Source organism: Gimesia chilikensis, assembly GCF_008329715.1.
Taxonomy (GTDB): Bacteria; Planctomycetota; Planctomycetia; order Planctomycetales; family Planctomycetaceae; genus Gimesia; species Gimesia chilikensis.
This window is the reverse complement of sequence record NZ_VTSR01000007.1, coordinates 88,750-113,440: the sequence shown is the minus strand read 5'-3', so window position 1 is coordinate 113,440 and position 24,691 is coordinate 88,750. Positions and strand designations below refer to the sequence as shown.

Genomic DNA, 24,691 nt, shown 5'->3' with positions numbered 1-24,691 from the left:
CTCCTTGTCGAATTAAGACTAGTCGGCAACTTCGGCACCGATTCCGGCACCAATGGCAGCTCCGGTTCGACCACCGAGTGAACCACCAATCCCAGCACCGATTGCGGCTCCCTGACGTTGATTACGTGACCAGCCACGGTATCCAGTTCCATAACGCCCACGGTTCCAACCGCGACCATATCCGTCTCCGTAATAGCCTCGACCATAACCACGGTTATAGTATCCGTCGCCATAGTAGCCACTCCGATAGTATCCACGGTTGCCATAATATCCACGACCGTAATAGGTATCGTAATAGGGGCTACCATAGTAACCACTGTAGTACGAGCCATCGTCGTAGTAATAGCCACCATTTCCACGAGGGTCATCGTAGTAATAGTTACCACGTGCGTTTACATTAGCCTGGGCATTCCCGTCACTGTCGTTCTGAAACGTCTGTGGCGGTGCCATCTGCTGACGTGGGTTCCGGTAAGTCATGGGATCAAAAGATTCCCAGCTTCCATTGTTGTCGAACAACCACTGACCATTTTCGGTCTGATACCACCAGTGACCGTTGTGGTAACGGTACCGAGCACGGGTTGCTTCGTCGATGTCGAGATGGGCAGTGCCTTCTCGGACCATGGGATCAATGTCACTATCAAACTGTCCCTGAGCACTCCCTTCAGCATCCATATTAGGACGGTTAGTCCGGTGCCGCATAGGACCATCAGCTTTCATGTTCCCCTGGATCCGGGCATCAGCATCGTTCTGCAGATTGACTCCATCGTTGAGGTCGGCGTCAGTCTTGTCCTGCAGGTTTGCTTTTCCTCGCAGGTCAGCTTCACCAGGCGTCTGAACATTCGCCTTTCCATCCAGGTTCGACTTACCTCTCAGATCAGCTTCACCGGGAGTCTGGGCGTTAGTCTTACCCTTCAGATTTGCATCTGTTTCGCTGTCTAATTTGGGACGCGCCTGATCCAGCGCCTCACCGGGTGTATTCGTGTTTGGCGGAGTAGGAGCGGCATCTCGGTTGGGTGTCTGCACGGCGCCTTTCGCACCGGCATCAGCACCGGCGGCAGCTTTGCTACCGGCCCCCTGAACAGCCTTGCCGGCTGCTTTGGCCCCTGCGTCGAGTTGTGCGCCTGTCTCTAGTTGTGCGGACAGAAGCAGGGGACTGATCCCCAGCGCTGTCGCTGCTGTCAATACTCTTAAACTCAGGCCTTTCATTTGAAAATCCTTCCTTTCAATTGTTGTTATTAGTGGTATTTCCTGGCCACGCTTATCGACAATCGCAACCGGCATACCAACTTGAGAAAAAGACCTGAAATCACCTTAAAAGCGACAGAATGTCGGAGTTTTGCCTCTCACAGACAGATCAGCAGCATTGAGCGGCGAACGATGAGCGGTCATGCCGGTCTGAAAACCGCCAGACAATTGCCCGTTGTAAGACCAGCCACCCGTTGACCTTGTCCGAACTCTGAACAACGAACCAGTAAGAGAGCGCGGGTGTCGGTTCCTCATTCGCAGATCAGATCCTCTCGGCGGCTCCCGGAGCAACGATCTGTCTCCCCAGCCACACGTCCTGGATCCTCGCGCTCCACTTCGCAGAAATGCACGACAGACAGGATGAACTGACCATTGAGTTCATGCGCAGGAATACAGACTGAATCTCCTGTGAGTATCAGCGCAGCAAAAAAGGCAGATCAGCAACAAGCTGCTGGTCTGCCTTAAACACACTCCTGATTGTGATGACCGTCCGAAGATCCTGATGAACGTTTCATCTGAGCGAGTCACTTCGAGCAGTCAGCAGCTCCTGAACTCCGTAAGCTGACCTGATTCCTGGCCTCGCGGCGCTATAGGCCCTCTCAGGTCAGAGCCGGACAGGATTAAACTCAGTGAGTACTCCAGCCACGATAACCGGTTCCCCAGTGACCAAACTGTGCCCCACCAAAATGGTGGTGACTGAATGGCTTGTGGGCACCAGACGATGTGTACCGGGTTCCATAGTAGTAATTACCACTCCCCGTGGTCTGGGCGTTACCGGTGTTGTCGTTCTGAGTCGTTTGCGCAGTTGCAGATGGGGACTGAGAAGTGTAAGTCATGGGAGAAAACTCGACCCATTGACCATTCTGTTCCACCAGCCAGCCATTCTGGGCTGTCTTAAACCACCAGTGACCGTCATGGTAGCGATACCGGGCCCGGGTTGCATCGTCCAGATTCAGATGCGCGGTTCCCGCACGAACGACCGGATCAATCTGCATCTGATCGCCCGAATTCGGTTGGGCATCGGGAGGAGTTTGGACCTGGGCTGACAACAGCAGAGGACAGAGCCCCAACGCTGCAGTCACAGTCAACACTTTTAAACTAAGGCCTTTCATTTGAGCACCTTCCTTTCAAGTGGAGGAAAAATGAATATTCCTGGCCGCGTTGCTACTCATGAAAAGCAAACCCCATACCGCGTTTTCAAATGCAGGAATTCCCCTGAGTTCCTGCATAGGTATTTTTCCTATCCACCAGTTTCTTAACAAAACCTGACTCTCACTCCTTGAACATGACGGAAGTAAATCAAATCAATATAGTTGCGATCTTTTTTCGAGCTGCATACCGGAGCGTGCCGCATGCTGAGAACCGATATGAATTTGTAGCTGATGTTACATTTTTTCTCTCGGCAATCGTAAAACCAAGGGTATTTTGACCAGACAACCATCTGCAAACTTTTGCTCTCCTCTGCAATTCTCTGCCCGGGACACTCTGGATTGTAAGAGAATATTTGCACAAGGGCTGGCAATATCACCGGTTGAAGACAGACCATAATCTTCCGTTGATTTGTCACCACTCCCGGATTCTGCTAGATTCTCTGCCACAGAATTCAAGACATCCCGTCACCATTCACATTCATTCCCCAGCAAGAGGTTCCCGTGGCACTCACATTAAATGATTTGACAATTAATCTGGATCAGGTCGACTGCAAGATCCTCCTCGACGACTGGACCTGGGCCATGCCCGAATCAATGCAGGCCGTACTGGTCACCGCCATGGGAGACGTCTTCGCGCAGGGGGAATCGGGGGCCATCTACTTTGCCGATATGGTCGAAGGCAAAATCACCCCGGTCGCCGAAGACAGCAGCGAATTTGAAACACTGCTTCAGGATCCCGATTTCGTCACCGACCTGTTCTTTCCTGCCCGCGTGCTGGAACTTCGCGAAGCGGACGTCACCCTGGAACCGGGCCAGGTCTACGGCCACCAGACGCCTCTCGTCCTCAGCGGCGAAGATGAACTCGATAACATCGAACCGATCGACGTCGCCGTCCACGTCAGCGTCCACGGCCAGATCCACGATCAGGTTAAAGACCTGCCCCCGGGTACCGTGATTACCGATATCGAGTTTGAAGAGGAAGCCTGACTCGGAACTGAGACGGGGCACATAAATAGACTCTAATCAGCCTGCCTCTTGAGAAACACACTCAACCGCTCTAACTGATCCGTGTTAATGTGATCCACGTCCGCTGCCACCAGTTCGCGCCAGACGGCTTCTGACTCCGGCGTTGCCCAGAACCGCACCCGCCGCCCCGCGGCATGCGCCTGTTTCACAATCGAACGCAGTTTTGTGCGTTCCGCCTCAGACATCGCCCCATTTCCCCGATATTTGAAATGCGACGTCCAGCGGTCGCTGATCAGTGGCATCAGTTCTGCCGGCTGCTTCGAGTCCAGATCACTGAGCCGCCCGTCAATCCCCATATACCGCGGGTTGGCGGCGGCGATCAGTTTCTTAGGCCGGTCACCCGAGATCACAATCTGCACCGCCCCTGGAATCGATTTCCCGTCTTCAACCCTGCACAGCAGCGCGGCATAGTCTTCCAGTTCCTGTCGTAATATGGGATACACCGCCGCCCCATCCGTTTTGATATCCACCAGCAGAGTGAAGGGGGGCGTTTTCTCCTGACTGGAAAAAGTGTGTTTCTGAAAATATGCCTGCAGCGGATCCAGGTAAAGTTTCCGCAGCGTCCGTTCCGGCGTTACATCAAGCCGATCGTGGGCCACCAGCAGTTCACCGTCCACCAGGTAAATGTCCGCTTCCACAGACCAGAACCCATGCTCCAGCGCATCGTGCAATGGTCGAGCATGCTCATAATCATTATGGGCATGCGCCTGAAACAGGGGCGTCTGCTTTTCCTCGCCCGCGGATACAGCCGCGACGCTACAACTCACGAACAGCACAATGAACAACGACCGGATCAACAACATTGATTCAACCTTTTCAGAAACGTGGGAACAGATTCGAAAATCCTAACGGCCCTGAACTGGTTGAGCCAGTCGCTCCCGACTGATTCATCAATTCTTAATGGGAACAAAGGCACATCAATGTGCATCGAAATTCTATCCCGATTCCATTGAAAACCTTTTATATTTCACTCTGATAAATGGATGCTGGTCTGTTAGAATAGAAATATCAATCGATCCTCAGAACCGTCTCCTAACCAAAGGCGCTCCCCATGTTCCTCTTCAGCTCACTCCTCCTCGCTCTGACCGGTGCAGTCGCAGACGCCCAGCCCACCACCGCCGAAGTTCGGTCCACCGTAGAGCGCAGCATCCCTTATATCGAAAAGCAGGGGCTGTGGTGGATTGAGGAAAAGAAATGTGCGTCTTGCCACCGCGTGGGAACCATGCTCTGGAGTCTGCAGAACGCGAAGCAGCATGGCTTCACCGTCAGCGACCGTCTGCAGGAATGGACCGACTGGGCCAATGACAAGGCACTGTCCAAAAATGACAAAGGTCAACTTGCCGGCACGACTAATAAAGAAGGCGTGGTCCAGCAATTGTTCGCGTTTACTCCGGCCAACTCAGATCCGGAAACCCGCAAAAAACTGATCGGTCTGCTCCGTGTCGATCAGAGGCCCGACGGTTCCTGGAAAGCAGGCGGGCAACTTCCCTTTCAGAAGCGAGCCAAACCGGAAACCGACGCCGTCACTACCATGTGGCTCACACTCGGTTTGCTGACCGCCGCCGATGATCCCCAAAATCAAAAGACCATCCAGCAGGCTCAAACCTTTATCGACAAGAGCACTCCGGGCAAAAGTACCGAGTGGTACGTCATGAAACTCCTGCTCGCGACCAGCCAGAACCAGGATCAGCAGCGTGACCAGATGATCCAGCAGTTGCAGAGCCTGCAACACGAAGACGGCGGCTGGGGCTGGCTCACCAGTGATCCCAGTGATGCCCTCGGCACCGGCATGGCGTTGTTCGCCCTCCGTAAAGCAGGTGTTAATTTAGAGGCCGAACCAGTCAGCCGGGCGGAACAGTTTCTGATCTCGACTCAGAAAAAAGATGGCTCCTGGCCGGTCAAAGGGACCAAAGCCAAGAAGAAAGATCGCATCGAAGAGACTGCCGTCTACTGGGGGACCACCTGGGCGGTGCTGGGTCTTCTGGAATGCCTGCCGCAGTAAGCGATCGCCGATTCACATCGTTGCTTCGGAATCTGCTTGATCCCGACTGGAAAACCGTTTATCGTCGGTAACAACTGTGAAACGACTTCCGCGCGTCCCGTCACCGAAAGCCTGCTGCCGACCTTGTCCGAACCCGAATCGAATCAGACCACCTCTCGCACCAGCCACTGGTGTCGCTGGACCCTCGCCGGGATTGTCATCCTCTTTTTGATCTGGCGGGTCCCCCTGGTACTCCGTGAGGCAGGGGGGCAGGATGAAGAATGGTTCGCCATTCCCGGCTGGACGATTCTAGAGACAGGTATCCCCCGCGTCCCGTATGCCCCGCAACGCCAAACCGGCAGCGCCTTCTATCAGGCAGACGAAGCGCTCTTCGCACTTCCACCGCTTTACTTTTATGTCTCCGCACCGCTGTACGCCGTCCTGCCTCCAACTTACAGTACCACGCGGCTCGTCTCCATCGCGGCTGGGGTCGGAACCCTGATTCTGATGTACCTGCTCACCGTGCGCGTATTCAAAGACCCACTGGCTGGACTGATCGCCGCGGGTCTCTTCAGCCTCTCCCGGCTCCTCTATTTTCCGGCCGTCATCTCCCGACCCGACATGCTCTGCTGTCTCTGGGGACTGCTGGCAATCCTGATAATGTATCGCTGGCATGCCAGCGCACGACGCTACCGCGACCTGGGCTTCGTCGGCCTCCTGCTGGGACTGGGCATGCTCACGCATCCCTTTGCGCTGGTCTACTGCATTCAGCTCGGCTGCTGGGCACTGCTCGTCAACGGAACCTGGCAACAACGCCTGTTGCGGGGCACCGTGATCACCGGTTGCGCCCTTGCGGTCTTCGCCTTATGGCTCCCTCTGATTCTGGCTTACCCCGAACCGTTCCGCTATCAGTTTTTCACCAACGTCCTCGACCGCTCCGGTCCGGGACTCATCTCCCGTCTTCTGTTTCCCTGGCCTTACTTCGCCACGCAGTTTCAGTTGCTCCGCGAACACGCGGGCACGATTCAGCTTTCACTCATGGCCGCAGGATTAGTCATCGGCACCGGCCTGGTCTGGCGTTCCCGGGACCATGGTCAGCGTATCCTGCTGCTGCTCACCTGGTCCTCTATTTACCTGCTCATTGCCTGCCAGGGACACCACCCGACCAAAGGCTACTGGTCGTATCCCGGCTTGCTCCTGTTCCTCTGCCTGGGCTGGGGGCTGAGCCGCCTCGCTACGCCACTCTGGAACCGCAGCATCGTCTGGCGTCTTCCGGTACTGGTCGGTGCAGCCTGTCTTGTGCTGGCAATGCTTCCCGGATCGGGGATCCGCACCTGGCGCGCTCACATTGCGAACTGGTCGAATGTGAATTACAATGCACCACAATTTATCAGTCGGATTATTCAGGAGTTACCTGCAGACGCCCGTTATACGGTCGATCGCGCCTATGTCTTCAACTTTGCAGCCGCGGGACGTCAGACGCTCCTCGGGGACAACCGCGAATTTGCCTTTGATGCACGTCCTTTTCCCTACGATTACCTCATTGTCAGCCATGACATGCGGGACAGGGGGTTGAGTCAAGAGTTCAAAGGGCGTCTCGTGGGAACCTGGGGAGATCCGGATGATCCCTTCAGCTGTTTTGTCGAAGTTTATGTGCCGGAAGACAGGCCGGTACAGAGCCTCGATCAGACCAGTCAGAAATGACAACCATCATCATCAGCACAGGAGTCACCGGTTGAACGCACAAGAGGGACAGACAGAGACGACACAGGTGCAACATCCTCTCCGCGTGGCCATCATCGGGGGAGGCGGTCATGTGGGACTCCCTTTCGGCCTGGCCTTGTGTGACTGCGGACATACGGTGACGCTCATCGATCTCAACGAGGCGCAGCTCGATACAATCCGCTCCGGCCAGATGCCGTTCCAGGAAATCAACGCCGACCAGCTTCTGCCCCGAGTTCTCGAATCCGGCCGCCTGCATTGTTCTACGAGCTTCACGGCACTTTTCGAGCAGGATGTGATCATCGTCACCATCGGTACCCCGGTCGATGAATATCTCGACCCCAGTCTCAGAGCCTTCGATCAGGTGCTGGAAGAGGTCTTCCAGCACTGCCGCCCCGGTCAGTTACTTATCATTCGCAGTACGGTCTTCCCCGGAGTCACCCAGCGTCTGGGGCGACTCGTCGCCGAACGTGACCTGCAGATCGATGTCTCTTATTGCCCCGAACGGATTGCCCAGGGCCGGGCACTGCTGGAACTGACACAACTCCCCCAGTTAGTCAGCGGCTGTTCCCCACAGGCAGCACAGCGGGCGGCCAGTTTCTTCTCCGATTTCGGTCAGGAAGTCATCGAACTTTCCCCCGTCGAAGCCGAACTGGGTAAGCTGTTTACCAATTCCTATCGCTACATTAACTTCGCGATCTCAAATCAGTTCTACATGCTGGCCCAGCGTTACGAGGCCGACTTCGACCGCATCTATCATGCGATCACCTACAAATACCCCCGCATGAACGGCTTTGCCCGGGCCGGGTTCGCCGGCGGTCCCTGTCTGCTCAAGGACACCATGCAGTTGGCTTCCTTCAATCACAACCTGCTCACCCTCGGTCAGACCGCGATGGCGGTTAACGAGGGACTCCCCGGGTTCATTGTGGAACGACTCAAGAAAAATCACGATCTGACCGGCTTGACGGTCGGGATTCTGGGAATGGGCTTCAAGGGGAATTGCGATGACCCGCGGAGTTCTTTATCTTACAAACTCAGAAAAGTGCTGACACTGGAATGCCGGCGGGTGCTTTGTACCGATCCCTTCATCGACAGTTCCGATTTCGTTTCGCTCGAAACCATCCAACAAGAGTCAGACATTCTGATCCTCGGGGCCTGTCACGACGAGTATCGCAGTTTACAGACCACCAAACCCCTGATTGACGTATTTGGATTCACAACAAGGCAGGAGCCATGAAAGTTCTGATTACCGGCGCCGCCGGGTTTATAGGCAGCTATGTCGTCGGAGAACTGCTGGAGGCCGGCTACGATGTCGTCGGACTGGACAATTTCTCCAAGTACGGCGAATTGAGTCCCGCTCACCAGGGACATCCCCGTTACGAATTCCTGCAGGCCGATGCCAAAGACATCGACCTGCTCAGTCGGCTGCTCAAGGACTGCGATCACTTCATCGCCGGCGCCGCGATGATCGGCGGTATTTCCTACTTCCATAAATTCGCCTACGACCTGCTCGCAGAAAACGAACGTATCACAGCGGCCGCCTTCGACGCGGCTCTCGCCGCCCATCGCGAAGGACAACTGCAGAAAATTACCGTCATTTCCTCGTCGATGGTCTTCGAATGTGCGCAGCAGTTTCCCAGCAAAGAAGGGGACCAGCGCACCTGCCCGCCTCCCGAATCGACCTACGGCTTTCAGAAACTCGCCGTGGAGTACTATGCCCAGGGAGCACATCAGCAATACGGTCTGCCTTACACGATTGCCCGCCCCTTTAACTGCGTCGGCATCGGTGAACGCCGGGCAGTCACCGATGAAGATGTCAAATCGGGCGATATCGAACTCGCCTTAAGCCATGTCGTCCCCGATCTCGTTCAGAAAATCATGAAAGGGCAGGATCCGCTACAGATTCTGGGCGACGGCTCTCAAGTCCGTCACTACACCTACGGCGGAGACCTCGCCCGGGGTATCCGGCTCTGTGTCGAACATCCCCAGGCCCTCAATGAGGACTTCAACCTCTCCACCCCCCAGGCGACGACGGTCCTCGAACTGGCCGAGACGATCTGGCAGAAAATTCATGGGCCCGATAAGCCTTTCCGCTATCAAAGCGAACAACCATTCCCACACGATGTGCAGTATCGCTCTCCCGCAGTTGAGAAAGCAAAAGACATGCTCGGCTTCACCGCCGACACCACGCTGGATCAGATGCTGGACGAGGTCATCCCCTGGATCAAAGAACAGATTGCACGCGGAACCATCTGATGGAGCAGGCAGCCACTCCTCTCTCGGTCATCGTCCCTGTCTACAACGAGGACGAAAACTTCCCCCGCCTGATCGATGCCATCGACCAGCGGCTGCAGCAACCTTTCCGCGTGCTGGTTGTCTACGACTTTGACGAAGATACCACGGTTCCCGTGGCCCGCGATCTGGCGACCACGCGTCCCTATCTCTCACTCGTCAAAAACGAACTGGGCAGGGGACCCGCGAATGCGATCCGGGCCGGCTTCCAGGCAGCAGACAACGGACCGGCCCTGGTCATCATGGCCGACCTCTCCGACGACCTGAACGATGTCGCCCCCATGCTCGAGCTGTATCAGTCGGGCTGTCGCATCGTCTGCGCCTCACGTTATATGAAAGGGGGCAGACAACTCGGCGGTCCGCTGCTCAAACGCACGCTCAGCCGCCTGGCGGGACTCTCACTCTATTACCTGGTCGGCTTCCCCACCCACGACGCGACCAATAATTTCCGCCTGTATGACGCCACCCTGGTCAATGAACTGCAGATCGAAAGCGAGCAGGGCTTCGAAATCGCCCTGGAGTTGACCGCCAAGGCCTTTGTCCGCGGCGAACAGATCGGCGAGATTCCCACTACCTGGAAAGACCGCGACGCCGGCGAATCCCGCTTCCAGCTCTTCCGCTGGCTTCCCAAATACTTCCGCTGGTATCGCTACGCCCTCATCGGTCGCTGGTTCGGCAGGAAAAAACAACGTTGATTGAAACTTACTATTTAATCAATGCCCTGCCAGGTGAATTCCACATGCCCGGTATCCTTGTTATAAATCAGCTCTTCCCGTTCGTGCACGAAGTATTCTGAAAACTCGCGATTATAACGTTCCAGAAATCCCATATCTTCCTGCCGCTGGAGACCACGTTTGAGAATCCGCTGCACCGTCTCACGGCTCCCATTAAACGACAGCCGGATATGTCCCGCATCACCCAGGATCCATGTTGAAGACTGCAACTCGCGGACATCAGCTGGTGGGGCAAAGCCAAATTGCCGTTCAAAGACGGCGGCTGGACGTGATAACCCGTATTGCCAGATCCCCAGGGCACTGCAGTAAATTACAAACGCCCCCAGCAGCCACCGCCATTTATGGCGGACATGCAACAGAGATAACGCCCCCATCAAAATCAGCGCAATGATTGCAAATCCGATCGTGAATAAGATCAACAGAAAGATGATGTTTGCGAATACAGCCATGAAATGACACCGGGGCTAAGACATCATTCCGCAGACCCTCGATCCGTCTGCGTCTTCAACGCAGGCCACTCTGCGAAGGCGATATAGAATAACAGGACGACATTCAACATCGGAACCAGAATCAACAGGCTGATCCAGCCCGGAAAGCCGGCTTTGCTGCAGATCATCCAGAAGGGAACAACTCCCAGCACTGCCATCGAACAGACAATCAACAGCTCAAAAAATCCAGGCATAAATGCAGCAACGCACATGGGGCTACCTCCATTGGGAACAGTCATACATCCGCCATCATAGTCCGTGCAAACCGGCATTCAAGAACTATTTCCAGCCAGCATCCCCCAGACACTTCCAAACAGCGATAGACACATTCGCGCTCTGAAGACTATGATTCCGGCAAATGAACTATCAGCTTGGAGGATCTCTCATTCCGCTTACCCCGTTTCATTTCAGTCCCGGCCTGCTCACCAAAGCCTGCGGTCCCCGTTCATTCTGGCTGACCTCATTCATGGCGGCCAACGTGCTGATTGATGTGGAAGTGCTCTACTATATGAGCCGCAATGAACTGCCGCTCCACCGCAGTCTGCATACCTACCTGGGAGGCAGCGCCGCAGGACTCGTGGCCGGTCTGCTGATGTGGGGACTTATACTGTTCCTGGCCCGGCTCATGCCCTCAACCTCACGCTGGAAACAGCGTCTCGCGCAGACTTCACAGACACGGCTGCTGCTACAATCCCTCATCGCCGGCTTGATCGGCGGAGTCTCTCATGTCTTCCTTGACAGCCTGATGCACGCCGATATGCATCCCTTCTGGCCACTCACCACCGGCAATGCGCTCGCAGGTTCGATCAGTGTCGCGTCCCTGCATCTCGGCCTGGGGCTGCTTGGTCTGTTCTCGTTTTTTCTCTGGCTGTTCCTGCGAGATCCACGGTCTTAATCACGACTGCACATTCAAGTGAACAGTCCCTTCAGGCCCGTATTCTCAGCCGCCTTGCTGATCGATGGGCAGCCATTTATCTGTCTCCTCAATCGGTCTCTGCCCTGACACCACAACACATAACCCCTTTGAAGAATAAGACTTACCATACGATCGACACTCTGTGGTTATGAATGGCATGCGGTTCGCTTCTGCGAAAAGCATACAGAGAAGATTTGAAGCGCATCAAACTGATTGCGAGCTGATTCAGAGCAATCTGAGAAAAGGACATTCAACGATGAACAGCGAAAATGCTAATCTGGGTGATACCAATCGTAATTCAGATGAGGACGACGAACCGAGCAGTTTTCCGATCGTCGGCGTCGGTGCGTCGGCAGGCGGACTGGAATCCCTGGAAGAGCTGTTCGCCAAGGTTCCCGTGAATAGCGGTATCGCTTTTGTCGTGGTGCAGCACCTGTCACCTGACTTTAAAAGTGTAATGGATGAGCTCCTGGCACGACGGACTGATATCCCCATCCAACAGTCGGAAGAAGGACTGCCGATCTCTCCCAATCGGATCTTTCTGATCCCTCCCAAAAAAGAAGCGATCCTCTCGGATGGACGTTTTCGTCTGCGGGATAAAGATCCCAAAGAAACCCTGACGCTGCCCATCGATTATTTTTTCCGCTCACTGGCCCAGGAGGCAGGCCCCCGGTCGATCGCGGTTGTGCTCTCGGGCAGTGGCAGCGATGGTTCACGTGGCATTCGTGACGTTCACGATGCAGGGGGCCTCGTGATCTGTGAGAGTAATGAAACCGCTAAATTTGATGGAATGCCTCAGTCGGCACGAGAGACGGGACTGGTGGATCTGGTCCTGAAACCGCGAGAAATAGCCGGTGCCATTGAAAAGCATGTCACCTTTCACAACAACTCCCTGACATCGAATCAGGTAGAGGAAAAACCGCTGGATGAGGGAGTCGAATTGATCTTCGGACTCCTGAACCAGGAATACGGCATCGATTTTTCCCACTACAAGTCCAGTACTGTCGGCCGCAGAATCCAGCGTCGGCTGCTGATGCAGCAGGTCGATTCGATTAATGACTACGCAGAGCAGTTGCGGGAGAATTCCCAGGAATTGAACTCGCTTTACATGGATCTGCTGATCGGCGTCACCCGTTTCTTCCGCGATCCGGAAGCGTTCGCGGTTCTGGAAAAGAAGATTATCCCGAATCTGCTCGACAGCATCCCGCCTGAAGAAGAAATCCGCATCTGGATTGCAGCCTGCGCAACCGGGGAAGAAGCTTATTCCATCGCGATTCTATTCCATGAACAGCTCGAAGAACGTAATCGCCCTATCAACATCAAGATCTTCGCCACCGATGCACATAAAGCCTCACTCGAATTCGCCAGTGCCGGCAACTATGAAGATGACGCCTTTAAGGAAGTATCCGACAAACGTCTGAAACGCTACTTCCATAAAACGCAGAAAGGTTACTCCGTTGATCCGGACCTGCGTAAAATGATCGTCTTCGCACCCCATAACGTATTGAAAGACGCTCCCTTTACCAAGCTGGATCTCATCTCCTGCCGCAACCTGCTGATTTATTTCCAGAACCGGGCTCAGAAGCGGGCCTTGTCCCTGTTCCACTTTGGCCTCAAAGCCAACGGCATTCTCATGCTGGGTCCCAGTGAGTCCCCCGGGGAACTGGCCGATGAATTCGAAGTGATCGACGGACACTGGAAGCTGTATCACAAACGCCGCGATATCCGCCTGCCCGCGGATATCCGGGGCCCGTTGACCCACACCAGTCTGACTTCAACCAAAGTTGAAGAAACCAGGCAGCCCGCCACCAAGAAACGCGAGCTGATGGACATCAGCCTGCTGGGCGCTTACGACTGGGTTCTGGCACATCATATGCCCGCTGCCGTCCTGATCGACGAATCACGCGAACTGCTGCACGTGTTCGGCGACGCGGAAAAATTCATGAAGATCCGCAAAGGCCGTCCGAGTAAAGACGCACTCGATCTGTTTACAGACGATCTCCGCACAGCGCTGCTGGCAGCCATGCAGAGTATCAGCAAAGACCAGGTTCCCGTCTGCTATAGCGGCATGCGCGTCGAATCCGGGAGTGCAGAGGGTCTGTATCGCGTCTCCATCGAGCCTGTCGAAAACAAACACGCTACGCAGCAGCAGCTGTTGATCATGTTTGAACCGATGAGTGAAGAGAATGCGGATCCCGACCGCAAAACAGGCACTCATATGAAAGATTTCAGTTCCGAGCGCATCGCCCGGGAACGCATCAAGACTCTGGAAACCGAATTGCAGCACACCAAGGAAAGTCTGCAGGCCACTGTCGAAGAACTGGAAACATCCAATGAAGAACTGCAGGCAGCCAACGAAGAACTGATCGCCTCTAACGAAGAGTTACAGAGCACGAACGAAGAGCTCCATTCGGTCAACGAAGAACTCTATACCGTCAATGCCGAGTATCAGAACAAGATCAATGACCTGACGGACATGACCTCCGACCTGGACAGCCTGATGGAGAGTACCGATGTCGCGACCGTCTTCCTTGATGAAAACCTCTGCATTCGGAAATTTACCCCCCAGATTGGGCCTATTTTCAAATTGATGTCGCACGACATGGGACGCTGCATTGACAGTTTCGCCCATCACATTGACCGCCCCGGTTTAATCAAAGAGATTCGAAATGTATTGCAGACAGGAGAACCGCTCGAAGAAGAAGTCCAGGATGATGAGGGACGCTGGATGTATCTCCGCGTCCTGCCGTACCGTTCCAAGCGGGATCTGAAGGGCGTGGTACTGACTCTCATCGATATTAACACTCTGAAACGGACACAGGATTCACTGGCCGCCGCAGTCAAGAATCGCGAGCAGTTCCTGGCCATGCTGTCTCATGAACTGCGCAACCCCATCAGTGCCGTCTTCAGTGCGTCTCGATTATTGAACAACCGCATCAGCGAAACCGAAGAATCGCAGAAAGCGGTTTCCGTTATCCAGAGGCAGGCCGCTCACATGGCACGCCTGCTGGACGACCTGCTGAATATTTCGCGCATGACCCAGGACAAACTGGAACTCCGTAAGAAGAAATTCGATCTGCATGATCCCCTGCAGGAAGCCATTGATTCGATGCTGCCTTCCATCAAGCAGCAGGACCAGGAGCTGGAACTGAATATCACAGACGATCCGCTGAACCTCTATGGGGATGAAGACCGCTTAAGGCAGGTCGTCGTGAATTTACTCGACAATGCAGTAAAATACTCATTTCGGGGCGATGTCATCCGGATGAATGTCCGCAGGGAGTCGGATGGTGCCGTTCTGGAATTAAAAGATAACGGTAAAGGGATCTCGAACGAGATGATGGAAACCATCTTCGAACCGTTCGTCCAGTCACATCGCACGCACGATGACCAGGACGGCGGCATGGGCGTTGGTCTCTCCCTGGTCAAATTCATCATCGATGGGCACGATGGCGACATTCAGGTCAAAAGCAAAGGCATCAATCGGGGTAGTGTCTTCTCGATTCGCCTGCCATTGCTGGAGCAACAGGATCTCAGTCAGATTGATGAATCATCCAACGGAGGCAACGGCAAACCGAAACCCTCAGAGGGAAACGGGAAATCAACCAGTCACTCTCATCGTGAACAGTCCAGGCAGCAGATCCGCAGCGTTGTGGTCATTGAAGACCAGCAGGACAACCGCGAGATGCTGAATGCCTTACTGGGTATGGAGGGTTTCGACGTGAGCACCGCGGAGAACGGTAAAACAGGTCTCCAGCTCATTCGAAACACCGATCCCGATGCTGCTGTGATTGACCTGGGACTCCCCGAACTCAACGGAAATGAAGTCGCCCGCACACTACGCTCTGAACGCGGTGACGACCTGTTTCTAATCGCCTTGACGGGCTATGGTCAGCCAGAAGACATCCAACGTGCAAAAGAAGCGGGATTCGACGAATACCTCGTCAAACCATTGGATCTCGACCGACTGTTAGCCTTGCTCAAAAAACCGGGCAATTAAACAGTGGTGATTGACCCAAACGTTTCCTGGCGAATCTGCCCGATCATGCGTGCGGGATCCAGCGGCTTCTTGAACCAGCCATCCACACCTTCGGGGCCGATGGCCACGCCGGCTTCACCAGGATCAGCGCCACTGACGCCGAATACTTTCAGGTTTCGCATCCAGGGGGTCTCGCGAATGTGACGAACTGCCAGGGGGCCATCGCAGACAGGCATCGCCATATCCAGCAAAACCACATCCGGCAGTTGATGTTCCTGCAGATATTCCAGTGCCTCAACGCCATCGCCGGCGGTCTCGACATCATAACCGAACGATTTCAGGCAGGAGGCTAAAAGTTCGCGTTCGTTGCGATCATCGTCAACCAGCAAGGCGCGCAATTTCTGGGGTGAGCGTTGCGCCGCCATGATTTTCTCGGCTTCTTTAAAGCCTTCCACCACGGTTTCCAGTGTTTTAGCCGCCTCAGCGTTATCACCCTGGTGAATCTGTAGCTGGGCCAGATAGACTGCCAGCCGCGCTGTATTCAACCGGTTTCGCAGATCATGCTGACTTTTATTAACGAGCATGGAAGGTCGGTCAGCAGACGAGGTCGCGCCTCCTTGATTCGTGGCGACTTCTTCTCTCAAGATCTCCAGTTCACGTGGGGCATCGATGCCAATTTTGGCAACTCCGCCTCGAACTTTGAGCACATTGATCGTGACACCGATGGAGGGAAATACGATCTTCTGATCGGGACGTCTCGATAGTACGAGCATTGTTGGGTTCCTTTCCTGATCGAAATCGAACCGTCGGGTTTCGACTCCGTATCGTTTCTTCGGATCACTGACCTGTGACGAGCGAGGTAAGCGGCGACGTCTTGTCGGCTTTCTCGCTATCAGTGAGCTTGAAGGGAATCCGTTCCGATACACTTACCGCGACTGGAGTTTATGTCTCAGAATCAGATTGTCAATACAGGATCGGTATTATCATCGAGTCACCACATCGATTCTGAGTACGTTTTCACGTGCACTCAAAATGCCGCCTAAACAGACAAATCAAACAGAGGACACATTGAGACTGTCATGACAGCCTGAGTAACGACCACCTCTTAGATAGATCTCGAGTTTTGAAATCAATAAAGCCACACCGCGACATTCTTACGCAGTGATCACTTATTTGATTCCGATTTTTCACCGAGTCCGAGCAACACAGGGAATCGACGCGATGCTCTCTGACAACTTAAGAAATACGCACTCAAGGCAAGCCTGTTGACAACTGAACATTCTACGACCAGAATAGCATTCATTGTCCTTTCTGAATTCCGTCATCTATTCTCAGGACCAGTCATGAGCGATCCACAGCAGCCCGTTAACTATCGCCTCTTTATTCCCCTGATGATGATTTTCATGAGCGGCTACCTGTTCATGAAAGGTTCCTCCAGTAATACAGCCCAACTCCTGTTCCGCGTAGGCATTCTCGCCGTGGGACTGATGCTCCTGCTGTTTCTGAATCTCCCCAAATCAAAATCAAATGCAGAGAAAGATAAAGGAGAGTGACATGCCCCCTCACAGGTACCAACCGGCATCAATTTCGCGACCGTAAAGATCACACAATACCCGGACCCGGCTACATCACGCTCCTCGTCTTCAGACAGTTCCGATGGACAATCTCACTTTCAATGATGAACTCCTCGCGCGCCAGCCCGCTCGTGGTATTGATGTTGAAACCACGCTCGCGCACTTCGCCATCATCACCTGTCTGATCGACCCGGCATTACTTCGCCCGTTGATCCATCCCCGCTTCCAACTCGACCTGGTGGAAGTCGATGGGCAGGAGAGGGCACTGCTCTCCGTGGTTCCCTTCATGGATCAGGACTTCCACTTCGTCCGCTTTCCCTGGATCAAATGGCGATTCGGCCAGACGAACTATCGCGTTTACGTCACCGACACCCAAACCGGCGAACACGCGGCCTGGTTCATCGGTACGTCCCTGGACTCCTGGACCGTTTCCATCCCCCGACATCTCTGGAAACTTCCCTGGCACCGCGCCAGGATCCATTTTGACTGTAACTACGACGAGACAGCACGCCGTTATACTCGCTATCGCATGCAGACAACTGACAGTTGGGCTGATGCAGAAATCGAACTACAGGATACCGGCCAGCCACCCACCGAACTCGCAGGCTTTGACGACCTGGAAACAGGACTGGTGATCTTAACCCACCCCCGCAAAGGTTTTTACTATCGTCGCGACGGGCGACTGGGCACATACCAGATCTGGCATGACCGGCTGCAGACGACCGCCGGAAATATCGACTCTGCGCGCTTCTCACTTCTCGAGGAAATGGGACTGGTCACATCTGGAGTTAAGCCAGCCATCCACAGTGTGCTCCTGCAACACGAAACTGAGTTCACGATCTATCTCCCTCCCCGTTGATTCAGGAGGGTTTTACCTCATTGTATAGAGACTGAAAGACAGATTGTCGCACTTCGTAATTGTGTCATCCTCACTCTTCTTCACCAGTGATGATGTTTCTTATGAAATCATTTCGCGAGGTCGTATTTTTATGAATTTCTGTCCGAGAAAGATCCGTTCAATATTGTATGTCAACTTGATTAGAACTAGTCTTTCCCACAACTGTGCAGATTTTCCCCTGAGCGTCTCACCCTGGATTCAGATTCAAAACACAGTTTCAAAGAGATTTGACTGGCCAATACACATTCAGGTTCCCCTCAACAGGACCGCAACTTCGAAAGACGACTTGAAATGGATTTTCAACGAAATGTGACCTGATCTGATTGACTGTAAATCTCAGATGTTTAGCCCTCCATCTCCGACACTTCTGAAGTTTACCACCACTGAAAGTATATTTCTGGTAGCGCTCATACCAATTCTTTTCCATGGAACAGCTTGTTGACATCAGGCTGTTTCTGTTTGGTCGTTTCAAGTGAAATACTAATGAGACAGCGCACCGTCCGTTTCACCAGCCTGCTCACTGTCATAACGACAATCGGAGGATTGAGTAATTAATTCCTTTCAATATCACGCGCTGATTGTAGATGATGAACCATCGCTACGACAGTTGCTGGCACGCGCGTTGACTCAGGCAGGGTTCCACTGTGATACCACGGAGGATGCAGGCATTGGTTTGCAGATGTGCGATCGGCATCAATACGATCTGGTTATCTCCGATCTCAAGATGCCGGGCATGAACGGCCATGCGTTTTGTACACAGTTGATAGGTAGGGGAGACTGTCAACCTCTGGTCTGCGTACTCACAGGTATCATTGAACCCCGGATTGAACAGGATTTAAACAAGCGCGGCATCAAGCACATCTTCCATAAGCCGATCGATTATAAACAATTCGCCCAGGAGATGCTTCAGGCTCTGGGGGACCGACCGTCTAGAAAACCCCTGATCAAAACACCCGATCCAGCACCAGATACACAGAACTCCGGATCAAAACATAACGTCGTCATCCTGAGTCCCGACACCTCATTCACACACAAAATTGTGCTGGCCGCTGCCGATTCGCCCCTGGATGTCGTCATCGCTCTCAGCACCGATCATCTCCTGGAAATTGTGAATGAAAAACGGGTCGACCTGTTGATCATTGATCAGGAAATCTCGGGCTTCCTGCGCGGGAATCAGATTGTCGAACGCCTGCATGCCGATCTCATCAACATCCCGGCTTTCCTCAGGGGAGACAGTGACACGCTTAACCGGATTGACATTGAGAGCTGTCTGGGTGTCGAAAAAACCATTGAACTCGATACGGATGAAGCCGAAATTCTAAACACGGCATACGGCTATCTCTCTCGCCGCTCGCACCACTGCCTGATGATTGATCCCGCAGCCCGCAGGCTCATCACCGAATTCACTGATGTGCCCCCGTTCCCTCATGTGTTGACCCGCCTGGCTCAACATGCCGCTCGCTCCACGCTCGAAATTTCAATTCCGCAGCTGGTCAAAGAAATCGAAACCGATTCGCGACTGACTTCCGAACTCATCAAGGTTGGTAATTCTTCGCAGGTCGCATCTTCTTCCAAGCAGAAGGACCTCAAAGGTATCGTCACTCTGCTCGGCCCCCGGCAGGCCATCGCGATCTGCCTCTCACTCGGTTTGAGAACCGTACGTTCCAAACTCATGAAACCCTGGGCAGAAGACTTCCGAAACTGGTACCTGAAACGAACCTCCCTGATCGCCGCCACCGCGGAATCCATCGCCCGCTATTATGATTCGGTCCCGCCCGAAACGGCCTACCTGCTGGGAATCCTGCAGGACATCGGGGTCCTGGTGCTCGCAGAGCACTACGGCGAAGTCTATTTTGAACGGGTCATTAAGCGGGTCCGCAGCATCCCGACATTGCAGTTCACCGCTTCAGAAAACATGGTCACCAACACCGATCACGGGATGGTCTCAGCAGCGGTTCTGCAATCATGGGGTTTTCCATTCTCCATCGTACAACCGGTCTATGCCCACCATCAAGACGATGACGAGCTGAACCTGCCCATCATGACACAGGGGCTCGTCCGCTGCATGCGGGTTGCGGAAGCCTTCGCCGAAATGTGTGACCAGCCAGTTCCTCAACGGATTTTAAAAGTGAATCAACTGCTGTCAGAGTACTACCAGAAGGGACGCATGGAAGCCCAGGATGTCTTCCTGACCGCCATTGATAAATCAAATCAGATGTCGGACATCTTAAGAACTCCCCCCTTATCAGCAGAGGAATTAGAAGCCATTGCCACTCAATTCCAGGAAGGCGATGAGCAACAGGTATGAACCCGCTCCCTAACAAACACATTGAAAGTAATATCCTGAAACAGGTGATTGAACGCACCGTCAACGGAGTGATTATCACCGACGAAGCAGGGTTCACCACCTGGATCAATCAGGGATTTGAACGGATTACTGGTTTCAGTACAGAGGAAATGCTGGGAAAAAAGCCGGGAGAACTCCTGCAGGGCCCCGACAGTGACGCTCATGTCGTTGAAGAAATGCATCTCGCGATTTCCAATACAGAACCGTTTGATGTGACCATCCTGAATTACAAGAAAAATGGTGAGACATTCTGGAATTACATCGAATGTCTGCCCTTATTTGAAAACGAGATACACACTGGTTTCCTGGCGATCCAGACCGATGTCACGCCGAGCATCGAATTTCAAAACCGGTTGATTGAAGCCAACAAGCGTGCTCAGGAGAATTCAGAACGGCTGCTGCTCGCCTTTGCCGGCGGGCTTGTCGGCAGCTGGGACTGGAACCCGACCGACGATGAACTATATTTCCACGAAAGCTGGGAAAATCTGGTCGGCGCCGAACCCGGGACACTGGAGCATAAGATCGAAACCTGGGTCAAGCGAATTCATCCGGATGACGTTGATCGGTTTACTCAACAGCTGGCCCTGGTAACGCGTGATAAACACGACCATTTCGTATCAGAACACCGGATCTTATGCGAACGAGATCAGTATCGCTGGACGATGGCCCGGGGTCAGGTGGTAGCCCGTGACCAGCACGGAAAGCCCACCCGCATGGTAGGCGTCCATCTGGACATTTCGGAACAGAAACGTACCCAGCGTTTACTCGATGAACGTAACGACCTGCTGCAGACGATTCTGGAGGTAATTCCATTCGCAGTCTCCTGGAAGGATGCTGAATCCCGCTACCTGGGTTGTAACGATCTGTTTATTGAACTCTCTGGGTACGGCAGTCGCGAACATATTGTTGGGAAATCGGAACGTGAATTACATGCCACTCCTGAAGAAGCCGAAAATATACTCAGTGAAGATCGTTCCATTATCGAAAGCGGTCAGCCATTGATGCACAAAATTGAAAACCGTGTTGCATCTAACGGGGAACAGAAAATTCTGGATACGAGTAAAGTCCCCCTCAGACTCTATGATGGCACTACGGGACTGTTGAAAATCTCAATCGACATTACCGAACTGGAGATGGCCCGCGAATCGTTACGCCAGAATGAGCTGCAACTCAGACATAGTGGCCGCATGCAGGCGGTCGGGAAACTGGCCGGTGGTGTCGCGCACGAGTTTAACAATCTGCTGCAGGCCATTCGCGGCTACGTGACTTTTGCCCTGGATGAAGTCGCCTCCGATTCCATGGCTCATTCCGATCTGACCCAGAGCATCACCGCCATTGATCGTGCCGCAAAACTCACGACTCAGCTGCTGCGATTCAGTCGCGTTGAAGAAGTCGAAAAAATCACCTGCGATCCTCAAAATGTGATTGACGACCTGCGCGTGCTGTTACGTCCCTTGCTCCCTGAAAACATCTCGCTGGAGTTTGAACTCTCTCCCCAGTTGCCCCAGATCCTGGCCAATCCGCTGGTACTGGGGCAGGCGCTGCTCAACCTCTGCATGAACTCGCGCGATGCCATGCCGTCCGGAGGCACCATCACTATCGGCGATCGGTTGATCAGCACATCAGAAGACGCCAGGATCGGCTTTTATGTCAAAGACACCGGCCCGGGTATCCCGGAAAATATTCAGGACCGGATCTTTGACCCCTTCTTCACCACCAAGGAAGTCGGGCAGGGGACAGGACTGGGGCTGGCAATGGTTTATTCCACCGCTGAAGAACATGGGGGCAGTGTCTACTTCGAATCCCGACCGGGTGAAGGGACCCGCTTTGAAATCATGATCCCTGTCGTCGATGAAAACGATACCCCCACTTCACAACATGTCGTCGATCGCTTTGATATCAAAGCCACCCAGAATCGCTCAAAATCGGTGAAATCAATTCTGGTCGCAGAAGACGATTCGATCGTCATGCGGGTCACCGTCCGCATGCTGGAGAACCTGGGATATCACGTCCTCTCCGCAAATAATGGCCGGGCAGCCGTGGAAGTCTACCGCCGGGAACGGGAAGACATTAAATGCCTTGTTTTCGACATCTCGATGCCACTGATGAACGGTACCGAGGCATACGACGAGATCAGCCGACTGGGCACATCACCGCCCATCGTCTTTTGTACCGGCTATGATTCCAATCAGACCCTCAAAACGGATCTCTGCCAGAAAGGCTATCGCCTCATCAACAAGCCGTTCGACCAGACAACCCTCGAAGAGGCCATCAACGACGCCCTGCTCGAAGCCGCTGCAGAGGAATGAGCGGCTCGTTGCCTGAGCAGGATGTTCTTATTGTACTTCTCTCTTGAATTATTCCTCATCATCCCGATCGTAAGGGTGCACAGGATCAATATTTCCCTGAACCAGTCCAAAGAACGGATCAGTCAGTTCTGTCAGTTCGCCATGCAGTAAACGGTGGACTCGAAACACATTGTCGTAATCCTTCTGCGGATGACGACCACGGAATTTTCTCTCCCGCGTGTCTTCATCGTCGTGACAATAAAACAGACCATAGCTTCCCGGGCAGTGTGTCACGATCCAGTCAAGCATCTCCCACACTGCAGACGTTCTGTGATTACGTGAAACGCACCAGGTCAGCAGGCCATTTTCATTATTTAACGACTCACACAGTTGCCACTGGATAAAACATTCTGCAGACACTTCCATCCATGTTCGAAATTCATTCCATAATTTCTGATCTGCGGTATCCATTTCCGCATCGATCTGATCAATGTCAGATAAATTCGCCCCCCTGATGGCTTCACGACTGCTCCGCAGTTGACACCAGCCAAAACCCAGTAACATGCTCGTTTCCCCTCTTTGTCTTCCGGATTTCTTTTAGCCAGCGGCGTTTTCCCATAGAACTTACCGCAGCATTGACAGTTCACCGCCATTCGATATCTTTAGACATCCATTGAACCTCGCTGGTTCGTCACATCTCGAAATTCTTAAGACGTCTCTTGATACAGGGTACTGCAAATCATGTTAACCAGTTATCTGGCTCTGGGAGTGGCGATCGTGCTGGAAGTGATCGGCACATCTGCACTGCAGGCTTCGCAGCAATTCACGCGGCCGGTCCCCACCGCGATCACGGTGGTCACCTATCTGGGGGCTTTCTATTTTCTCTCCCTGGCCCTGAAGCTGATCCCCGTCGGTATCGCATATGCCATCTGGAGCGGCGTGGGCATCGTGCTCATCTCCTGCGTTGGCCTGATTCTCTTCAAGCAGAAACTGGATTTGCCCGCCATTCTGGGACTGGCACTGATTATCGCCGGAGTTCTCGTGATCAATCTGTTCTCCCAGACTGTCTCACATTGAACGCGCAACAGCGACTGGACTAGCCGCTCGCACTTTATGGTTCCTGTTGAACCAGTTCCTCTGGTGCATTGACGTAGCGGGGCTCCCCCAGTTGTGCCAGCAGATCAGCCGGGTATTGACCCGCATCCACACCGCTGCGGAAGACCGGCGTCGTTTCATCGGAATAAAACAGCATCACATCACCCAGTTGCAGCACTTGAAACAGCCGTTCCAGAAATGCGGGGTGCCGGATCGGACGGGCGACCATGATCCCAGCGACATCCCCACTTTCAGCCGCATCTTTCCCACCCAGATAAATATCGACCACATCATCGGGCTCCTGAAACCAGACCCGCAGACAGCCGTACTGATCCAGGGACTCGGTCAGGTCAGTTGAAAGTATCTCGCGCACTGTCGCATAATCAAAACCGATCGGCTCGCCATCACGATAGTTCCAGATGAATGCTTCTATGCTCATTTACAATCTTAACCACATTCAAAGACCGAGACTGTCTCCAGACATTCAAAGCAGAAAAAGACAAAGATCATCCCCACATCGCCAAACATCCATTTCTGATCCTCAGAGAAGCTGTCAACGCGATGAGGATTCGAATTCCAGTCGTGTTCGACAGAGTCGATCTGTGCCACGAATCGCATCTTGTTCTTACAATGGGGACAGCCCGGCCATTCCTCTTCATTCTCCTGTATCCAGTCAGGACTGCCTCCCAGCTTGGTCCGCTGTCCGTGGTATTCATAATGTGGTATATCTTCCCCCTTCGGATAAGCCTCTTCTCCTTCTTTCACACGCTCCAGAGAGACTCGAAACTCGGGTAATAGATTCGCTTTGTCCATTGGTTATCTCACAGATCAAGGCATATAAAAATGCATCTGGAAGTACTCTAAATAATAAACCGACAGCGTCCCTCAATTAAGTCTGGACCGAATGGGCCATCACTCCCACCAGACTGCCGGCCTCAGTCGATCCCACCACAAG

Annotated in this window: 22 protein-coding genes; 13 read left to right on the top strand and 9 right to left on the bottom strand. The window is 53.5% G+C overall.

The window, feature by feature from the left end:
* Window positions 1-18: 18 nt before the first annotated feature.
* Both FYZ48_RS10110 and FYZ48_RS10105 read right to left on the bottom strand, forming a co-directional pair.
* Window positions 19-1,206: a hypothetical protein gene (locus FYZ48_RS10110; protein ID WP_149339962.1), complete on the bottom strand. Its 1,188-nt coding sequence runs from the start codon at window positions 1,204-1,206 to the stop codon at window positions 19-21.
* Between the two features lie 665 nt (window positions 1,207-1,871).
* On the bottom strand, window positions 1,872-2,357 hold the full coding sequence (locus FYZ48_RS10105) for a hypothetical protein (protein WP_149339960.1): 486 nt from the start codon (window positions 2,355-2,357) through the stop codon (window positions 1,872-1,874).
* A gap of 540 nt (window positions 2,358-2,897) precedes the next feature.
* Here FYZ48_RS10105 and FYZ48_RS10100 point away from each other — a divergent pair.
* Window positions 2,898-3,383, top strand: coding sequence for a T6SS immunity protein Tdi1 domain-containing protein (locus FYZ48_RS10100; RefSeq protein WP_149339957.1), 486 nt, complete (start codon window positions 2,898-2,900; stop codon window positions 3,381-3,383).
* 32 nt (window positions 3,384-3,415) lie between these two features.
* On the opposite strand, the gene FYZ48_RS10095 is transcribed toward FYZ48_RS10100, so the two are convergent.
* The gene (locus tag FYZ48_RS10095; RefSeq protein ID WP_390625124.1) at window positions 3,416-4,219 is read right to left on the bottom strand and encodes a phosphatidylinositol-specific phospholipase C/glycerophosphodiester phosphodiesterase family protein; all 804 of its coding nucleotides are present in this window, start codon (window positions 4,217-4,219) and stop codon (window positions 3,416-3,418) included.
* 254 nt (window positions 4,220-4,473) lie between these two features.
* On the opposite strand from FYZ48_RS10095, the gene FYZ48_RS10090 reads away from it, so the two are divergent.
* From FYZ48_RS10090 to FYZ48_RS10070, 5 genes are read left to right on the top strand one after another with little or no spacing between them, the layout of a single operon-like run.
* Window positions 4,474-5,424, top strand: coding sequence for a prenyltransferase/squalene oxidase repeat-containing protein (locus FYZ48_RS10090; protein ID WP_149339953.1), 951 nt, complete (start codon window positions 4,474-4,476; stop codon window positions 5,422-5,424).
* Between the two features lie 36 nt (window positions 5,425-5,460).
* Complete coding sequence (locus tag FYZ48_RS10085; RefSeq protein ID WP_187781960.1) at window positions 5,461-7,107, top strand: glycosyltransferase family 39 protein; 1,647 nt, start codon at window positions 5,461-5,463, stop codon at window positions 7,105-7,107.
* Between the two features lie 31 nt (window positions 7,108-7,138).
* The gene (locus FYZ48_RS10080) at window positions 7,139-8,362 is read left to right on the top strand and encodes a nucleotide sugar dehydrogenase (RefSeq protein WP_187781959.1); all 1,224 of its coding nucleotides are present in this window, start codon (window positions 7,139-7,141) and stop codon (window positions 8,360-8,362) included.
* Window positions 8,359-9,381: an NAD-dependent epimerase/dehydratase family protein gene (locus FYZ48_RS10075; RefSeq protein ID WP_149339945.1), complete on the top strand. Its 1,023-nt coding sequence runs from the start codon at window positions 8,359-8,361 to the stop codon at window positions 9,379-9,381. The genes FYZ48_RS10080 and FYZ48_RS10075 overlap by 4 nt, the downstream gene beginning before the upstream one ends.
* Window positions 9,381-10,112: a glycosyltransferase gene (locus FYZ48_RS10070; RefSeq protein WP_149339943.1), complete on the top strand. Its 732-nt coding sequence runs from the start codon at window positions 9,381-9,383 to the stop codon at window positions 10,110-10,112. The genes FYZ48_RS10075 and FYZ48_RS10070 overlap by 1 nt, the downstream gene beginning before the upstream one ends.
* A 14-nt stretch (window positions 10,113-10,126) precedes the next feature.
* Here FYZ48_RS10070 and FYZ48_RS10065 read toward each other — a convergent pair whose 3' ends face one another.
* Both FYZ48_RS10065 and FYZ48_RS10060 read right to left on the bottom strand, forming a co-directional pair.
* Window positions 10,127-10,600 carry a hypothetical protein gene (locus FYZ48_RS10065; protein ID WP_149339941.1) on the bottom strand — a complete coding sequence of 158 codons (474 nt, stop codon included), beginning with the start codon at window positions 10,598-10,600 and terminating at the stop codon, window positions 10,127-10,129.
* 23 nt (window positions 10,601-10,623) lie between these two features.
* A complete protein-coding gene (locus tag FYZ48_RS10060; protein ID WP_149339939.1) occupies window positions 10,624-10,851 on the bottom strand; it encodes a hypothetical protein in 228 nt (75 codons plus the stop codon).
* A 146-nt stretch (window positions 10,852-10,997) separates the two neighbouring features.
* On the opposite strand from FYZ48_RS10060, the gene FYZ48_RS10055 reads away from it, so the two are divergent.
* A complete protein-coding gene (locus FYZ48_RS10055) occupies window positions 10,998-11,534 on the top strand; it encodes a DUF4184 family protein (protein WP_149339937.1) in 537 nt (178 codons plus the stop codon).
* 277 nt (window positions 11,535-11,811) lie between these two features.
* A complete protein-coding gene (locus FYZ48_RS10050; protein ID WP_187781958.1) occupies window positions 11,812-15,555 on the top strand; it encodes a CheR family methyltransferase in 3,744 nt (1,247 codons plus the stop codon).
* Here the strand turns inward: FYZ48_RS10050 and FYZ48_RS10045 are convergent.
* A complete protein-coding gene (locus FYZ48_RS10045; protein WP_149339933.1) occupies window positions 15,552-16,307 on the bottom strand; it encodes a response regulator in 756 nt (251 codons plus the stop codon). The genes FYZ48_RS10050 and FYZ48_RS10045 overlap by 4 nt on opposite strands.
* Before the next feature lie 570 nt (window positions 16,308-16,877).
* Here FYZ48_RS10045 and FYZ48_RS10040 point away from each other — a divergent pair.
* The 4 genes from FYZ48_RS10040 to FYZ48_RS10025 all read left to right on the top strand — a co-directional run bounded on the left by FYZ48_RS10040 (window position 16,878) and on the right by FYZ48_RS10025 (window position 22,662).
* Window positions 16,878-17,087 carry a hypothetical protein gene (locus tag FYZ48_RS10040; protein ID WP_149339931.1) on the top strand — a complete coding sequence of 70 codons (210 nt, stop codon included), beginning with the start codon at window positions 16,878-16,880 and terminating at the stop codon, window positions 17,085-17,087.
* Between the two features lie 103 nt (window positions 17,088-17,190).
* Window positions 17,191-17,967, top strand: a complete 777-nt coding sequence (locus FYZ48_RS10035; protein ID WP_149339929.1) for a DUF2071 domain-containing protein — start codon at window positions 17,191-17,193, stop codon at window positions 17,965-17,967.
* Window positions 17,968-18,556: 589 nt separating this feature from the next.
* Window positions 18,557-20,314: an HDOD domain-containing protein gene (locus FYZ48_RS10030; protein WP_261344358.1), complete on the top strand. Its 1,758-nt coding sequence runs from the start codon at window positions 18,557-18,559 to the stop codon at window positions 20,312-20,314.
* Entirely contained in the window at window positions 20,311-22,662 is a 2,352-nt protein-coding gene (locus FYZ48_RS10025) for a PAS domain-containing hybrid sensor histidine kinase/response regulator (RefSeq protein ID WP_149339925.1), read from the top strand. Before FYZ48_RS10030 ends, FYZ48_RS10025 begins: the two co-directional genes overlap by 4 nt.
* A 48-nt stretch (window positions 22,663-22,710) precedes the next feature.
* On the opposite strand, the gene FYZ48_RS10020 is transcribed toward FYZ48_RS10025, so the two are convergent.
* Window positions 22,711-23,205, bottom strand: a complete 495-nt coding sequence (locus FYZ48_RS10020; protein ID WP_198422202.1) for an Imm7 family immunity protein — start codon at window positions 23,203-23,205, stop codon at window positions 22,711-22,713.
* Window positions 23,206-23,382: 177 nt separating this feature from the next.
* Here FYZ48_RS10020 and FYZ48_RS10015 point away from each other — a divergent pair, with 177 nt between their 5' ends.
* A complete protein-coding gene (locus FYZ48_RS10015) occupies window positions 23,383-23,718 on the top strand; it encodes a DMT family transporter (protein WP_149339923.1) in 336 nt (111 codons plus the stop codon).
* Between the two features lie 34 nt (window positions 23,719-23,752).
* Here the strand turns inward: FYZ48_RS10015 and FYZ48_RS10010 are convergent, their stop codons facing one another.
* Window positions 23,753-24,175: a hypothetical protein gene (locus tag FYZ48_RS10010; protein WP_149339921.1), complete on the bottom strand. Its 423-nt coding sequence runs from the start codon at window positions 24,173-24,175 to the stop codon at window positions 23,753-23,755.
* Window positions 24,176-24,183: 8 nt separating this feature from the next.
* Window positions 24,184-24,549, bottom strand: coding sequence for a DUF1963 domain-containing protein (locus tag FYZ48_RS10005; protein ID WP_149339919.1), 366 nt, complete (start codon window positions 24,547-24,549; stop codon window positions 24,184-24,186).
* Between the last annotated feature and the right edge of the window lie 142 nt (window positions 24,550-24,691).

Coding starts and splice junctions, on each gene's coding strand:
- FYZ48_RS10110 (WP_149339962.1), bottom strand. CDS start 1,206: ATGAAAGGCCTGAGTTTAAGAGTATTGACAGCAGCGACAGCGCTGGGG.
- FYZ48_RS10105 (WP_149339960.1), bottom strand. CDS start 2,357: ATGAAAGGCCTTAGTTTAAAAGTGTTGACTGTGACTGCAGCGTTGGGG.
- FYZ48_RS10090 (WP_149339953.1), top strand. CDS start 4,474: ATGTTCCTCTTCAGCTCACTCCTCCTCGCTCTGACCGGTGCAGTCGCA.
- FYZ48_RS10075 (WP_149339945.1), top strand. CDS start 8,359: ATGAAAGTTCTGATTACCGGCGCCGCCGGGTTTATAGGCAGCTATGTC.
- FYZ48_RS10070 (WP_149339943.1), top strand. CDS start 9,381: ATGGAGCAGGCAGCCACTCCTCTCTCGGTCATCGTCCCTGTCTACAAC.
- FYZ48_RS10065 (WP_149339941.1), bottom strand. CDS start 10,600: ATGGCTGTATTCGCAAACATCATCTTTCTGTTGATCTTATTCACGATC.
- FYZ48_RS10060 (WP_149339939.1), bottom strand. CDS start 10,851: ATGTGCGTTGCTGCATTTATGCCTGGATTTTTTGAGCTGTTGATTGTC.
- FYZ48_RS10055 (WP_149339937.1), top strand. CDS start 10,998: ATGAACTATCAGCTTGGAGGATCTCTCATTCCGCTTACCCCGTTTCAT.
- FYZ48_RS10050 (WP_187781958.1), top strand. CDS start 11,812: ATGAACAGCGAAAATGCTAATCTGGGTGATACCAATCGTAATTCAGAT.
- FYZ48_RS10045 (WP_149339933.1), bottom strand. CDS start 16,307: ATGCTCGTACTATCGAGACGTCCCGATCAGAAGATCGTATTTCCCTCC.
- FYZ48_RS10040 (WP_149339931.1), top strand. CDS start 16,878: ATGAGCGATCCACAGCAGCCCGTTAACTATCGCCTCTTTATTCCCCTG.
- FYZ48_RS10035 (WP_149339929.1), top strand. CDS start 17,191: ATGGACAATCTCACTTTCAATGATGAACTCCTCGCGCGCCAGCCCGCT.
- FYZ48_RS10025 (WP_149339925.1), top strand. CDS start 20,311: ATGAACCCGCTCCCTAACAAACACATTGAAAGTAATATCCTGAAACAG.
- FYZ48_RS10020 (WP_198422202.1), bottom strand. CDS start 23,205: ATGTTACTGGGTTTTGGCTGGTGTCAACTGCGGAGCAGTCGTGAAGCC.
- FYZ48_RS10015 (WP_149339923.1), top strand. CDS start 23,383: ATGTTAACCAGTTATCTGGCTCTGGGAGTGGCGATCGTGCTGGAAGTG.
- FYZ48_RS10010 (WP_149339921.1), bottom strand. CDS start 24,175: ATGAGCATAGAAGCATTCATCTGGAACTATCGTGATGGCGAGCCGATC.
- FYZ48_RS10005 (WP_149339919.1), bottom strand. CDS start 24,549: ATGGACAAAGCGAATCTATTACCCGAGTTTCGAGTCTCTCTGGAGCGT.